Below are 14,022 nucleotides of genomic sequence, written 5' to 3'. Positions count from 1 at the left end.
CTGGTACACTTCAAAATATGAGATTAAAAGGAACTATTCCTTATAAGAAAATAGGAGGTCTTATATTCTATCGATATGAGGATATAGTAGAAATGATGAATACAAAAGCCTGAAATTATTCAGGCTTTTGTTTTTTAGATACAATAATAAATCAGATCCTAGCATTCATAAGGGTTTAACCCCTGTTTTTGTTTTTTTTTACAACACTTTTTTCAAAATAATTCACACCAAAATCAGCTCATTTAATTTAACAGTCTATTTCTTTTACTAGATGTATATTATTAAAAATCTTGTAGTTATTTTCGTTTATTTTGTAACTGTTTTTTAAAAATTCATATCTATTACTATTTTCAAGTTGATTAAGAAAGTGATTTAATTTAACCTTTTCTTGTCCAAAACAAGAAAAGGTTAATAAAACAAATAAAATTAATATTGAAAATAGAATAATTCTATTTTTTTTGTGCATCTTAATTAAACAAAAAGATTAGGAAAAAATATAGCAATCAGTATTAGTGTAGTAAACATAAAAATAGTGGAAGCAATAGAATATAACATTATATAGTTTTTCTTTATTTCAGTATTAATGTTTATACTTTCACTCCATTCAATGGTTTTTGAATTGAACCACTGAGAGTAAATTATATATAGTATACCATTAACAGTTAAGAAGAAAAGTTTTATAGTTACATTATTCAACCTTATTTTTATTCCAAATACTAAATTGATCAAAGATACTAGTACTAAATTCAGAGTAATAAGTAATAGGATAGATGATATATTTTTAATAATAGAATTTGCTGAATTTCGTGATTTTTCTTCATTGTTTTTGTGTACATTGTAGAAATAGTAATTCAAATATTTTTCAAATAATATTTTGTATGTTTCTTTTAGCATATCATATATTAATAATCATAATTCATAGAATGATTTTGACTGGTATATGCTGCTCCAACTAAACCAACCATTATAGATAATCCTCCAAATATAATAGATTGAGGACCAGGGAAAAAAACTGCTGTAGCTCCTAACGCTGTTGCTATTGTATTTAATGTATCTGTATCATTCCAATCTCTTTCTCCAGAGGCTACTTCAGCTGCTGCAATAACTAGTTCTGTACCTCCAATAACTACACTTGCTACACCTAAACCTTTACCAACAGAAGCAAGTTTAGTAGGAGTAAATCCAATTTTTTGAATTGTCTTATCCAAGCCTTCTAACATTGTACCTGCTGCTCCTGCTGCTAGCCCAGCAGCAGCAGCAGCAGCACGAATTTTCTCAGCAATTTCATTATTGGTAGCATCAGATGCTTCTCCAGATGCAAAATCTATAAAGGAATCATTACTAATATTGTAATCGCTATCTCCCGAAGAAGATCCTCCTCCGAAATTACCTCCTCCGAAATCACCTCCTCCAAAATCACCATTACCCCAACCATTACTCCAGTCGTCACCCCAATTACCTCCAGAATTGTCATTAGCGTAACCACCATCAGGAGTAACTATAATTTCATTTAACCATTCATTAGGTACCGTATAACCTCCTCCTCCATCACTAGGTATTATAATATTATCCAAATCATAATTAGGAATATCCTCTCTATAGTCTTGATCTGAACGTGAGCCTCCCCATGCCCCATAAATACTTTGTTGTTTTTTCTCAGATAATTCTGGAAACATAATTTCTTTCATAAGTTTATATTAAAGTGAATACTGCAAGATTAGTTAATAATTCAATCTGTTTTATGTTATTATTTTATATGTATATTAATTAATTAATAGTTGATTAATTGTGTTTTTTGATATAAATTAATTTATATTGTGTTGTTTTTTTTTAAGTATAATTTATTTTTTTTAATGCTATATAATGTCATTAATTATTTAATTAACTTAATTATAGTAGTTTATTTTTAAAATTGTAACATATTTTATATATGTTAAAAATGACATATTTTAACAAAAAGTAATTGTGATTAAAGAAATATAGATTTTAGATAAAATACTTAAGTAAATAATAGAGTTTCTTAAAACTTAAAATGAGAGATAAATGGTCTTAAGCTGCAATAATAAGTTTGTTTTTAGTAGATAAATAATTAAAAGATTATTGCCATAAGTGCACTATAATTTATTTTTCTATTCGTTCTTCAGATTAAGGTATCAAGGTTAGCTAAGTCTTAAGAATTATAGTGGGTTTAAAACTGAAAAATAAAGTAAGAAACAAGACTTAACACTATAAACAAACAGATGCTATAATTCTATAGCATCTGCTTATAAGTATTACTTTACAACTGTAGCTTCAAGTTCTACTGTTAGATTTTCAAATAATCCTTTTACCTCAAGTATTGTTGTTGCTTGCTTGATTTTGTGTTTAACAAGCCACTCTTGTAAAATAGGAAAGTGTTGTATAAGCTCAGTGGTAGAAGTAGTATAGATATTTAATCTAACAATACCTTCAAGGGAATAATTTGCTGTTTTAATTACCTCTTCTAAGTTTTTAATAGAGAGTAGAAGCTGAGTTTTCATATCAGCATTACTTGAAACTCCATTAGTGTCAATGGCTACTTGACCATAGCAGTATAATGTACTTTGAGCATTTTTAACTTCTATTGCTTGAGCGTAGTTGCGCTGAGATTGCCATTGCCAAGGATTAATAGCTGTTTTCTATCATTTTGCTTTCTTATTTTAAGTTATATAGCAAATTTGCTATTAAACGCTTAAATAAGCAGTTGAGCTATATCACAAATAAAAAGTGAGGTAGATCACTTTAAATCTAATCGGCTTAGTGTTTCTCTAGAAACTCCAAGATAAGCAGCTAATAGAGATTTTGGAACGCGCTGCATAATACCAGGAAAGCGTTCTTGAAGTTCAAAGAACCTCTCTGTAGTATTTTTTTTCATCATGGATAAAATATGCTGCTGCCCTGCAATAAATCCCTTGTGCGTTTTATCTAAAAAGAATTCATTTATTACAGGAAGTTTTTTTCTTAGTCTATTATATCCTTCTAAATCTAAAGCATAGACAAGCGTATCTTCAATACATTCTAAACTCATGCTTGCTAGAGATTGGGTATAAAATGCTTTTAGATCCGTTTCCCACCAACCTTCCATTGCAAAGTCTACAATATGCTCTTTAGCATTATCATCAGTATAAACAAGTTTTAAAAGACCTGTATCAATAAAGAACAGATAAGGTACAGGTTCTCCTTCTTGAATTAAAAATTGATGTTTTTTATATTTTTTAAAAGTAAAACAAGATAAAATCAAACTCCTAGTTTGTTAGGGAAATTACTTGCTCTATTTGTGTCCTAAGGAGGTTATTCATATGATTTACTAAGTATTATAAGTTACAAGGGAAAGTATTAAAGATATTAATTTCAATATTCTTTATCCATATACTCCTCTAAGACTTCCTTTAGTTTATCTAAATAACACGTTTTTGACTTAGCTCTTGTTTTCATTCTATGAAAGGCATGATGTATATCTAAAAGCTTAATACCAAATACCTGTTGAAATAGTACTGCTATTTTGCGTATTTCTCCTTTACCATTATTAATAGACCCTGATAGGTAAAGAGCGTAGATAAGCTCTATGAGCGCATTTTGAGATTCTGACCACACTAAATTAGATGATATTATCTGATTAGTACTAATATCATATTCTTGTATTTTTTCATGAAGGTAGTTTTGAAGTAGATCATGAGAGATAATACGAGCTATCTTATAATCATAATAAGTTGAGAAGAGTGGATCTATTTCAAAGATAAAGCTATTAATTCCAATGAGTAGGTCTGTTTTACCCAAAGTAAAATATTCTATGTCTTTGTCTGTTCGATTAGCATTATAGTATTTATAAAAGTCATTGTAAGCAAAATACTTCTTATACTCAAGGTTTAGCTCTTCTAGATGCTTATGATAGTATTTATTTTTAACAACAATATCTATTGGGCAACTTGTTTCTATAGAATAGAGTTTGTTGTAAAAGATTAGTTTGCCTAAGACTTGAGGTTTAATTACTTTAAAAAAATCAATCTCATCTATTTGATTTTGGAACCCTACTTGGAGTACTTCTTGTTTTAGGGTTATAAGTAAGAGCCTTAAAAATTGAATCATTTCATAAGTCTTTGTAATAGGATTTGAGTCAAGTAAGTTTAATTCAATTTCCTTTGATTCGATTTGTTTTAATACGCTTTTGTGCTGTGTGTTTAGTGTCATAATTAATGAGTGTTGGTTAATTATGTACCGAGTTAAAAACCTATAGTATTAGCCCTTTTAAAATAAAATAAATCAAAACTAGAAGTCAATACGTGAAAACACTGTAAAATATGCGGAAAACACGTATTGCAAATTGTTTGAAAATTATAAATATTTATGTTTTAATTTTTAAATGCTTAATTTTATGGAAGTTACTAAAAATAGTGCAGATCAAATTAGCCTAGAAAAGGCTGTGGAACTTACACACTCTTACCAGGAAAACAATGCTGATTTACCTAAGAGTTACTTTATTGGAACAAATAAATTAAACGAACTACTGTCTCAAAACGGTTGTATAGGAGTTCGTATTTATCCAGGTTTAGATAAGGCAACTAACAAAGTAAATTTAGTCTTAGTAGGAGTGGACCAAGAAGCAGAGGATTTAACAAATGGTGTTATTGTTGATCACCTTGTTATTTGTCCTCCTTTATGTCCTAAAGACAGTAAACTGAACAAGTAATGATTTATGTTATACAGCATACTCTTATATGCAACACTTCTTATGGGCTGTATGCCTATTGTGTTGTTTATATCTGGTAGAAAATACAAAAGTATACCTAGTAGATCTGTTGTGCCTTTAATTAGCCTTATGGCATTTTCATCTTTGTATGAATGTGTTGTTAGTTTACAATTAAAGGTAAGTGTTCTTTGGTGGTATCAGATATATTCCTTTTTAGAGTTTAGTGCTTTATATTATTTATTTAGTCATTGTATAAGACAAAGACCTAAAGCTTTTTTTAAAGTTTCTCTAGGTCTTTTTCTTTTGTTTTATGTCTTGTCAATCTTTTATTTTAATACTAAATCAGTTTTTTTATCCACTAGTATTAACAAGACCTATATCACTTTATTTGTTTTGGTATGTAGCTTTCTATGGATTAGACAGATATCTAATGAAAAACAGATATTAAAGCTATATAAAGAAGGTCTTTTCTATGTTATTATGGGCTTGTTTTTCTACTATAGTACAACTATTTCTTTGTTTATGCTTATAAGTTGTATTGACAAGGATGATTTATATATTGGTGATTTTTGGTTAGTAAATGTACTTGCCAATTTGATTTTAAGAATAACATTATTATTAGGCATATGGAGAATAAACTAGAATTGTTTTTTTGGCTTGGCACTTTTATTATGATTTCACTGGCTATTATGGTTGTTATCATTGTTGTGATTTACCAAAAAAGAATCAATCAATATCAAAATGAAATATTAACAAAGCAATTAAGAACTAATTTAATTGTAGAACACAAAGAAAGAGAAAGAGTGGCCAAAGAACTACACGATGGAATTTGTAGTGATCTTGGAAACTTAAAAAACCTTATGATTCTTTTAAATCTTAGTGAAGATCAAGAAGAAATAGCTAAAGTAAAGGTTGATTTATACGATGGAATAATCTTTTGTTATGAGGAAGCTGTTAGAATCAGTTATAATTTATCTCCACCTCTTATTAAAGACAATACAATAACAGAGCTTTTAAATAACTATGTAACCAGAGTATCTAAAGTAACTAGTATTAAGTTTGATTTTAACTCTACAACTGCAAGTTTTGTTTTAAGTGATATTCAAAAGTTAGAGTTATATAGAATTGTACAAGAACTCACCCAGAACATTCTTAAACACAGCAAGGCAAGTTTTGTTGAGATCTACCTTGTTTGGAGTAGATACGATCTAGTTTTATATCTGCTTGATGATGGGGTTGAATATGATTTTAATGCAAAATCAAAAAGTGTGGGACTTGGACTTTATAATATAAAGACAAGAATAGATCAGATTAAGGCTAAGTTTTGCCATGAATCTACCAGTAAAGGTAATCAGATTAGTATAACACTTAATAAACAAAGTAATGATTAGAATAGCTATAGTTGACGATCACAGATTGTTTAGACAAAATTTTTCAAACGTATTTTCAAAGATAGAAGATATTGAAGTTTTATTTGACTGTTCTAATGGTATTGAACTATTAGAAAAACTAAAAAGAATTAGTGTTGATATTGTCTTTTTAGATATTTCCATGCCAATTATGGACGGATATCAAGTGGCTAGTTTACTTGAGAAAAACCATCCAAATGTCAAGGTATTTATACTCACAAGTTTTTGTGATGGCCGTAGTATAAAAAGAATGCTTAAATATAATATATCAGGCTATTTAACCAAAAATATTTCCTTCTCTAAACTTAAAGAAGCTATTTACTGCGTGTATACAAACGGAGTATATTATGATATAGAAATACAAGATACTGTCAGTAAAGTCAAAGAGCAAAAAGATAGTGAGGAAGTTGTTTTTACAACTAAAGAAATTGAGTTAATCAAACTCTATGCAATGCAATTTACCCTTAGTGAAATTGCAGATAAGCTTAATTTAAGCCCGCGTACTATTGAAAAGATGAAAGAAAATTTGATGGATAGAACAGGCTCTAGTAATTTTATAGGAGTAATTCTCTATGCACTACGTTGGCACTATATTGAGGATATTGATGAGAAAGAGAATAAAGAGAGGAAAACACGGTAAAAATACCGTGAAATCACGTATTGATTTGAATAACTGTGAGTTGTAGATTTTGGATATCCCAAAATGCAACCACCATGAAAGCCAAGTATGTCCTTATTGTACGTTATTTTGTTGTACTACTTTTTGTCTATGCAGCAATAAGTAAACTAATCACATTTGAAGAGTTTAAGGTACAACTTACTCAGTCCCCACTACTAAGCATGTACGCTGGAGTTATAGCTTATTTAGTTGTAATATCAGAACTTGTAATTGCTTTTCTACTTACTCTTAGATCTACAAGGCTTTTAGGACTATACTTAAGCTATAGTTTAATGGTTGCATTTACCATTTATATCTATTTAATATTAAACTACAGTGACTTTATCCCTTGTTCTTGTGGAGGAGTACTAGAAAAGTTAGGTTGGAATGAACATCTATGGTTTAATATCATCATAAGTGTTTTAATTCTGCTTAGTATATTCTATACAGAAGATAAACCTAAACGCTTTTACCTTTTATCTATTGTAACTACAATAGTAAGTGTTCTAACGGTTATACTTCTTTTTGTATCTTCTGAACATATCATAAAAAAGGAAAACCCTTTTATAAGAAGATACCTACCTCATGGAGTAGCAGAAGAAGATACTTTAGATTTAAAGGTGAACTCTTTTTATTTCTCAGGATACTATAAAGACAAAGTATATTTGGGTAATAGTAAAACACCCTTAATATTTATCAGTGTAGACTCTCTAATGCAAAGAGAGGAATACTTGATAAAAATAGATTCAACTCATTTCCCTTATAGATATTTAAAGCTAAAAACAGTTTATCCGTATTTCTATTTAGCTGATGGATCAATCCCTATAGTTTATAAAGGAGAGTTAAACTCTAATGAAAAAATAAAACAAACAGAAATATTTAGCTTTAAAGAAGCTTATTTTTCGGATTATAATCCAATAGACCCGACTTCAATTGTTATAAAGAGCCAAAGTAGTAAAAATTATAAGCACATACTAGGACTTATCAATGTAAATAATAATCCAAAAATATCTATTAACTCTAAGCTACTAGAGAGTAACTCCGATGGAGTATTTGACACAGATGGTAGTTTTAGTTATAGCAAAGAGGCGAAGACTTTAATCTATACTTACTATTATAAGAATCAATATGTTTTAACTGATTCAAGTCTAGAGTTATTAAATAGGCAAAACACTATTGACACAACTAAGACTGCCCTTATAACAACTGCTAAATTAGCATCTGGAGAGCATAAAATGACAACTCCGATGAGTGCTATAAATCAAAAGGTAGTAGCTAAAAACAATCTCTTGTTTATTGTATCAAACTCTCTTGGACAAAACGAGTCCAAGGCAATCTGGAAACAAGCCAGCATTGTTGATATCTATGACTTTAAAACCAACAGTTATATCGCAAGCTTTTACATCAACCACCTAGGGGAAGATAAGCTTATAGATTTAATTGTCACAGACCATTACTTGTATGGTCTATTTGATCAACAACTTGTTCGTTATAGACTGGCCAAATCCCTGACAGATAAGTTTGAGTAAAGTTTAGCTTAACTTTTAAAACAAGCTATTAATCAATAATACTTTATTAATTATGAAAAGATTTTTAAAATCAGCAGGATTGCCAATCGGTGTATTTGCTCTTGCTATCGGTAGTGCATTTGCAACAAATGCAATGAAGAATTCAAAATTTTTTGTAGATGAAACTGCATATCAAAAGATGGATACTGAAGGTGCTGTTTGTATTGAAAGAAGTCAATGTAACACAGTAGATTCAAAAATATGTACATGGACAGATCCTGTTACAAATTTAGAACATCCATTGTATGGTAAGCGATTAAATGAAGATAGTGCAACTCTATGTTCAGAACCGCTGTTTAAGGATTAAAACTAAAGATAGTAGCCTATTTACTACTAAATAGGCTACTATAATATCTCTAATTAAAAGTAGTATGTTTCTGTATCCATTCAATGTTTTTATGATCTTTAAGATAATAATTGAACCATTGTAAGACTCTATGATTCAAATCTTTTTTTAGTAAAGGATTTAAAATAGAGTGAGTTTCATTAGGATAGAAAAGAGCTACATGAGGAATTTTATATCTTAATAGTGCGATAAAAAATTCTTGAGTTTGTCCCCAATGGACATTTTCATCTTTATTACCTGTCCAGGTTAGTAAAGGAGTGTTTATTTGATGAGCATATAAAATAGGGGAGTTCTTTAGATATAACTCTTTGTTTTTAGCAAAATCTGAAGACATTTCAAACTGACCATTTTCCATTTTAAAATAATTAGGTATACCAAAATTCAAGTTATAAGAGTAATATGCTCTTATTAAATCACTATTTCCTACTCCAGATACAGCGGCTTTAAAGATGTCTGTTTGAGTAACTATGTAATTAGTTTCATACCCACCATGTGAACGTCCAGTTAAGCCTAGTTTAGTTTTATCAATTGCTTGCTCTTTGGAAAGGATTGTTTCTATTGCTTCTTTTACACACTGTAGAGCTGATATAGCTGGTCCAGAGGTGTTGTAAACTATGTCAGGATAAAACACAAAATAGTTGTTTTCAGTAAATACACTAGTATTAAATCCATCTATGGCTAATTCTGGAGTGTTAAATAAATTGGCGTATTTATACTGTACTTGATAAATACTGGTAATCATTGGATATTTTTTATTTTCTTGAAAATCTTTAGGATAGTAAAGAACCCCTTTCATTGATTTACCTTGTACTGTATATTGGATAATCTTTTGTTTTCTCCAGTTGTATAATTCTATTGGAGTTTCATTTTCTTTTAAAGTTTTTATTTTGTTTTCTTTCCAAACTTGTATACGATTAGGGATTTTAAAGTTTTGTTCAGAATAAGTAATTGTTTTTAAATTTTTATCAAATAGTATATTATCTATTGAATTAGGGGTGTTTTTTACAATGGGTATTGCTTTATTCTTTTCAACTAAGTATAATGAAAATAAATTATTGGTGCGGTTTTTAGAAGCTAATAATATTCTTTTTTCATTATTAAGTTTTAGGATTCTAATTGCATTTGAATTATTTTGAGATTCCAGGACAACTGTATTAAACATAGTAAATTCTAGATTGGAATCTGTATCAATTATAGTTTGTTCTAAATCTAAGTTCAAAAGATTTAGTTTTATTAAAATCCCTTGATTGATTCCATAGATAATATCTGAATCTGTAGACCAAATTAAATAATCTAGGTTTGTTTTAAAATTTTTGTTTTCTAGTATTTCTTTAGTTTCTAAATTGTAAATAGTCCAATTTTTCTTGTTTTTATAAGCAATGTATTTACCATTAGGAGAGAATGAAAAATTACTATTGTAGCTTAAGATTTGATTTATAATAAGCTTTGGCAGAAAAGATGTCTTGTTAAATATGTAAAAGTTTGTTGGCCTTTTAAAATTAGTATAATCATAGTTTTCAGTAGTGTTGTAACCTATTAGATTATAATCTCCTATATTTAAAAGCCTTGTGTTTTTATTTGTATTTATAGTATCTTTTTTAGTAGATAGTATGTTATAAATAAGTGTTTTTGGTTTAAAATCAATTGATTTATTACTGTATATTTTTTCAGTTAGATTTCTATTATTTGTTGCCCATATATCTGGTGAAATAGTAGTTTTCTTATTCTTTTTAAGTTGATATTCAATAACAACTGAATTGTTATAGTAACTAATATTATTGATTGTAGAAAGGCTATAATCATCACATAATAATTCTGTTTTCTTTAGAGTATTATCTTTTAGATTTACAATGAATATCTGTTTTGATTCATTAACATCCTGTAAATAAAATGAAACTAATTCAGAATTACTTTTCCAATAAAAACGAGGTATTGGAAAAGAAAAAGAACTTAAGTAGGTATGAGTGTTTTTTGATAAATCAATTTTGAAAAGTTGATTATTTGATAAGGACTGATATATAAGTGTTTTTTTATCAGGGCTTATTGAATAGTTCTTGAAAAACATACTTACAGTGTCACAAAGTAAATGTAAGGTGTTATTGTGATAATTTGCAATATAATTCTGTTTAGTCTTATTGTTTTGATAGACTAAAATATTCTCATCTTTTATAAATTCTAGTAAGGTAGCATTTTGTATTGTATTAGATTTATTGTTTTCTAGATTGATAAGTTCGATATTTTCTTTAATAACATCTTGATAAAGAAAGGTATTGTTCTTTGCTAAGTGGAAATTATTTATTGCTTTAAACTTATACTGCTTCTTATTTTGGGTATTTAGTAGCAATAGTTCCACAGTAGTAGAATTTTTAGTCAATAGGCTCCATCTTCCATCGTCAGATAATAAAATATTATTTAAAGTACTCCAACGTGAATCAATTTGAATAGTATCGGACTTGGTTTGACCAAATCCGATACTAACAAAGCTAGTTATTGTAATAATATAGCAAATAATTATCTTGTTAATAACCATTGTTTTGAGGTAGTAAATTAGGGTTTAACAAAAGTTCTTTTTCTGGTATAGGAAGAAGGCTGTTTTTCATTGACCAGTTTGGTTTTGTAGATTCTAAAAGAGATAGTTTTCCATTTCTCTTTAAATCAAAAAAACGGTGTCCTTGTTCTGTGAAAAATTCTCTTTGTAGTTCTTTTAATAATTCAGTAATGATTTGTTGTTTGTCTAGGTTTTCAGAAAGAGTATTTGTATTTGCACGTTGCTTTATAGTATTCAATATTTGGATTGCTAGCTGAGGTTTGTCTTGATATATGTATGCCTCAGCTAGAATAAAATAAGCTTCTTCAACTCTAAATACAATAGAGTTTTCATCTGTATTATTGTTGATGTTTTTATACTTATAAGAATGATATAAGGTTAAATTATTTTTATGAACCTGATTAATCCATGCTGATTTTCTAAGATCATCATTTGTAAATATTGATAATATATGATTGCTTAGGGTCAGTGATGGAGGGAAGGTCTTAAAAGAAAAATTATCTGCTTCATAGGTATATGTAGTTGGGGAGTTCTTATCTAATTGCCAAAGTGTACTACTAGCATTTTTTTTAAAAGTCTTTAAAGGATCTTTTTCTATTTCTATGTTTGGTATAGATAGTAGTTCTTTTGCTGTAATTCCTGCTTTTATATAATCTTCTTTAAGTAGATAGTTTTTAGCAAGTAGCAGTAGGACATTAGACTTATTAGGGTAATATTTGTTTTTATGAAATTCTGTTTCAATAAAGTCTATAGCATTCAATAAGTCAGCTTCAATAAGGTTGAGTACTTCAAGGTAAGTGGTTTTTTTAATTTTTGTATTGTTATTATAATCAATTGAAGTTACATATGGTATATCTCCAAAGAGCTGACATAGGTAATGATAGTATAATGCTCTTAAAAAATATGCCTCAGCTAGTAGAGTTTTTTTTGATTGCTCGTCGATATATTTAGAGTTTGTTAGACCATAAATAAAACTATTTATACTATAAATGTGTTTATACGAATTGTTCCATACTAGGGCTAGTTGATTATTAGAGGGCAATAAAGTATTTGTATAAAATTCATTAATTCCAATTTTAGAGTTGGCCTCAACATTGGATACTAATTCATCTGTATATAAACTCAGTAGGGTTCCCATACCTGATATCTTTCCTGTAAATAGAGATTCTTCTCTTACGTTAGTATATAGCCCAGTAAGTGCATTTCTAGCAATACTGATATCTTTAAATACTTCTTGAGAATTTATTTGATTTGTAGGTAAATCAATTTCAATAAGTGACTCACAAGAGCTTGTAGATAACCATATAAGACATATTGACAATATGGCTGTTAAGTGATATGCATTGATGTGTTTTTTCATAATGTTATAGTGTTAATTGAATTCCAAATGAGTAAGTTCTTAAAGGAGGTAAATAACCTAGGTTTAAAAATTCAGGATCAAGACCAAAGTAGTTTGTTATTGTCCAAAGATTTTGACCTAAAACGTAGATTCGTAAAGCCTTTATTCTTGCTTTGGGTATTGAAAACTGATAGGTTAATGATATATTCTTTAGTCTTATATAAGAGGCATCAGAAAAAGTCTTATTGCTTTCTTTGAAAATTGCTTGTAGCTCATTTAATTGACTATTTAACCCTGAGGTATAGTAGGAGTATTGACTATGTGGATTGGATTGAGACCAACGATCTAATAGTTGTCTAGGTTGATTAAATAATGCTCCAGGTTTAATTACTGAGTTATAGTTTAAATTAGATTGCTTTACAAATTGAAATAAAACATCTAGTGTAAAGTTTTTGTATTGAACAGTATTTGCTATTCCTCCATGATACTCAACATCCATACTTTTGATGATTTGTTTATCTTCAATAGCGGTCAGTTTTCCATCGTTATTGTAATCAGTGAATTTGTATAATCCAGTTGTTGGGTCAACTCCTTCAAGGTTGTAGAATTTTTTTATACTTAGAGATTTTCCAACTACATAGTTATTTGCAAAGGTTGATCCTTCTAGATTGGGGAATTCTAAGAGTTTATTTTTAGGAAAAGAGATATTAAAGCTTGTTGTCCAATACCAATTATTTGTTTTAATGTTGTTAGTATTAATAGAAAGCTCCCAACCTGTATTTAAAACAGTAGCATTTAAATTGTCTTGTATAGAAGGAAAGCCTGTGGTATAGGGAAGTGGTACACCAATTAGTTGATTGGCTGATTTATTTCTATACCAAGCTAAAGTTGTATTAATGGAGTTATTGAATAAAGATAATTCTAAAGCTGCTTCAAACTTATTAGTTTGCTCCCAACTATAGTTCGGGTTATGTAATCTCGAAGGAAGTAATTCAGTTAGCCCATCGTATATATTTGTACCTATTGTATAGGTATCTAGGTATTGATAATCACCAATATTGTCACTTCCTGTTATACCATAACTGGTTCTTATTTTACCAAAGTCTAACCATTTTGAATTTTTTAAAAAGTCTTCGTTAGAGAATATCCATGCTAGTCCAATTGCACCGAAATTACCGAACTTCTGCTTATCTCCAAATCTACTAGAACCATCTCTCCTAGCTGTTATGTTAGCAATATACTTATCGCTGTATTTATAGTTTAATCTAGAAAAAATAGAAGCATATTTATATTGTGTATTACCTGTACTAGATATAGTTTTAGTTTTAGCTGATCCAATATTTTTTAAAAACAGATTTGACGAGAAATTACTTGCATTAATACTCAGCATATTGGGGATCAGTGACAAAAGTTGGGGACTAGGCAAAAAGTCTAGTTAATCTAAAAAGG

11 protein-coding genes and 2 pseudogenes are annotated in these 14,022 nt (G+C 28.9%); 6 read left to right on the top strand and 7 right to left on the bottom strand.

What is annotated here, in order from left to right:
• A pseudogene (locus tag AABL87_RS17140) lies at positions 1–113 on the top strand (helix-turn-helix domain-containing protein); the annotation flags it as partial.
• 789 nt (positions 114–902) lie between these two features.
• On the opposite strand, the gene AABL87_RS17135 reads toward AABL87_RS17140, so the two are convergent.
• The 4 genes and pseudogenes from AABL87_RS17135 to AABL87_RS17120 all read right to left on the bottom strand — a co-directional run bounded on the left by AABL87_RS17135 (position 903) and on the right by AABL87_RS17120 (position 4,206).
• Complete coding sequence (locus AABL87_RS17135) at positions 903–1,688, bottom strand: hypothetical protein (protein ID WP_341277663.1); 786 nt, start codon at positions 1,686–1,688, stop codon at positions 903–905.
• Positions 1,689–2,273: 585 nt separating this feature from the next.
• Positions 2,274–2,648 (bottom strand): RidA family protein, encoded by a 375-nt coding sequence (locus tag AABL87_RS17130; protein WP_326368694.1) that lies wholly within the window; start codon positions 2,646–2,648, stop codon positions 2,274–2,276.
• A 107-nt stretch (positions 2,649–2,755) separates the two neighbouring features.
• Positions 2,756–3,317: pseudogene (locus tag AABL87_RS17125) on the bottom strand (Crp/Fnr family transcriptional regulator).
• Positions 3,318–3,369: 52 nt separating this feature from the next.
• On the bottom strand, positions 3,370–4,206 hold the full coding sequence (locus AABL87_RS17120; protein WP_341277662.1) for an RteC domain-containing protein: 837 nt from the start codon (positions 4,204–4,206) through the stop codon (positions 3,370–3,372).
• Between the two features lie 184 nt (positions 4,207–4,390).
• Here AABL87_RS17120 and AABL87_RS17115 point away from each other — a divergent pair, with 184 nt between their 5' ends.
• From AABL87_RS17115 to AABL87_RS17095, 5 genes are all read left to right on the top strand, one after another.
• Positions 4,391–4,705, top strand: coding sequence for a hypothetical protein (locus AABL87_RS17115; RefSeq protein ID WP_341277661.1), 315 nt, complete (start codon positions 4,391–4,393; stop codon positions 4,703–4,705).
• A gap of 626 nt (positions 4,706–5,331) precedes the next feature.
• Complete coding sequence (locus AABL87_RS17110; protein WP_341277660.1) at positions 5,332–6,096, top strand: sensor histidine kinase; 765 nt, start codon at positions 5,332–5,334, stop codon at positions 6,094–6,096.
• A complete protein-coding gene (locus AABL87_RS17105; RefSeq protein ID WP_341277659.1) occupies positions 6,089–6,754 on the top strand; it encodes a response regulator transcription factor in 666 nt (221 codons plus the stop codon). Before AABL87_RS17110 ends, AABL87_RS17105 begins: the two co-directional genes overlap by 8 nt.
• Before the next feature lie 74 nt (positions 6,755–6,828).
• The gene (locus tag AABL87_RS17100; protein ID WP_341277658.1) at positions 6,829–8,301 is read left to right on the top strand and encodes a MauE/DoxX family redox-associated membrane protein; all 1,473 of its coding nucleotides are present in this window, start codon (positions 6,829–6,831) and stop codon (positions 8,299–8,301) included.
• 52 nt (positions 8,302–8,353) lie between these two features.
• On the top strand, positions 8,354–8,647 hold the full coding sequence (locus AABL87_RS17095) for a DUF6520 family protein (RefSeq protein WP_341277657.1): 294 nt from the start codon (positions 8,354–8,356) through the stop codon (positions 8,645–8,647).
• A gap of 49 nt (positions 8,648–8,696) precedes the next feature.
• Here the strand turns inward: AABL87_RS17095 and AABL87_RS17090 are convergent, their stop codons facing one another.
• From AABL87_RS17090 to AABL87_RS17080, 3 genes are read right to left on the bottom strand one after another with little or no spacing between them, the layout of a single operon-like run.
• Positions 8,697–11,216 (bottom strand): alpha/beta hydrolase family protein, encoded by a 2,520-nt coding sequence (locus AABL87_RS17090; RefSeq protein ID WP_341277656.1) that lies wholly within the window; start codon positions 11,214–11,216, stop codon positions 8,697–8,699.
• Complete coding sequence (locus AABL87_RS17085; protein WP_341277655.1) at positions 11,206–12,594, bottom strand: RagB/SusD family nutrient uptake outer membrane protein; 1,389 nt, start codon at positions 12,592–12,594, stop codon at positions 11,206–11,208. The genes AABL87_RS17090 and AABL87_RS17085 overlap by 11 nt, the downstream gene beginning before the upstream one ends.
• A gap of 4 nt (positions 12,595–12,598) precedes the next feature.
• Positions 12,599–13,963: a TonB-dependent receptor domain-containing protein gene (locus AABL87_RS17080; RefSeq protein WP_341277654.1), complete on the bottom strand. Its 1,365-nt coding sequence runs from the start codon at positions 13,961–13,963 to the stop codon at positions 12,599–12,601.
• Between the last annotated feature and the right edge of the window lie 59 nt (positions 13,964–14,022).

Source organism: Myroides sp. C4067 (assembly GCF_038039665.1).
GTDB lineage: Bacteria > Bacteroidota > Bacteroidia > Flavobacteriales > Flavobacteriaceae > Flavobacterium > Flavobacterium odoratimimum.
Note: the sequence above shows the minus strand (reverse complement) of the source record. Positions and strands in the feature narration are given on the sequence as shown.

Coding starts and splice junctions, on each gene's coding strand:
- AABL87_RS17135 (WP_341277663.1), bottom strand. CDS start 1,688: ATGAAAGAAATTATGTTTCCAGAATTATCTGAGAAAAAACAACAAAGT.
- AABL87_RS17120 (WP_341277662.1), bottom strand. CDS start 4,206: ATGACACTAAACACACAGCACAAAAGCGTATTAAAACAAATCGAATCA.
- AABL87_RS17115 (WP_341277661.1), top strand. CDS start 4,391: ATGGAAGTTACTAAAAATAGTGCAGATCAAATTAGCCTAGAAAAGGCT.
- AABL87_RS17110 (WP_341277660.1), top strand. CDS start 5,332: ATGGAGAATAAACTAGAATTGTTTTTTTGGCTTGGCACTTTTATTATG.
- AABL87_RS17105 (WP_341277659.1), top strand. CDS start 6,089: ATGATTAGAATAGCTATAGTTGACGATCACAGATTGTTTAGACAAAAT.
- AABL87_RS17100 (WP_341277658.1), top strand. CDS start 6,829: ATGAAAGCCAAGTATGTCCTTATTGTACGTTATTTTGTTGTACTACTT.
- AABL87_RS17095 (WP_341277657.1), top strand. CDS start 8,354: ATGAAAAGATTTTTAAAATCAGCAGGATTGCCAATCGGTGTATTTGCT.
- AABL87_RS17090 (WP_341277656.1), bottom strand. CDS start 11,216: ATGGTTATTAACAAGATAATTATTTGCTATATTATTACAATAACTAGC.
- AABL87_RS17085 (WP_341277655.1), bottom strand. CDS start 12,594: ATGAAAAAACACATCAATGCATATCACTTAACAGCCATATTGTCAATA.
- AABL87_RS17080 (WP_341277654.1), bottom strand. CDS start 13,963: ATGCTGAGTATTAATGCAAGTAATTTCTCGTCAAATCTGTTTTTAAAA.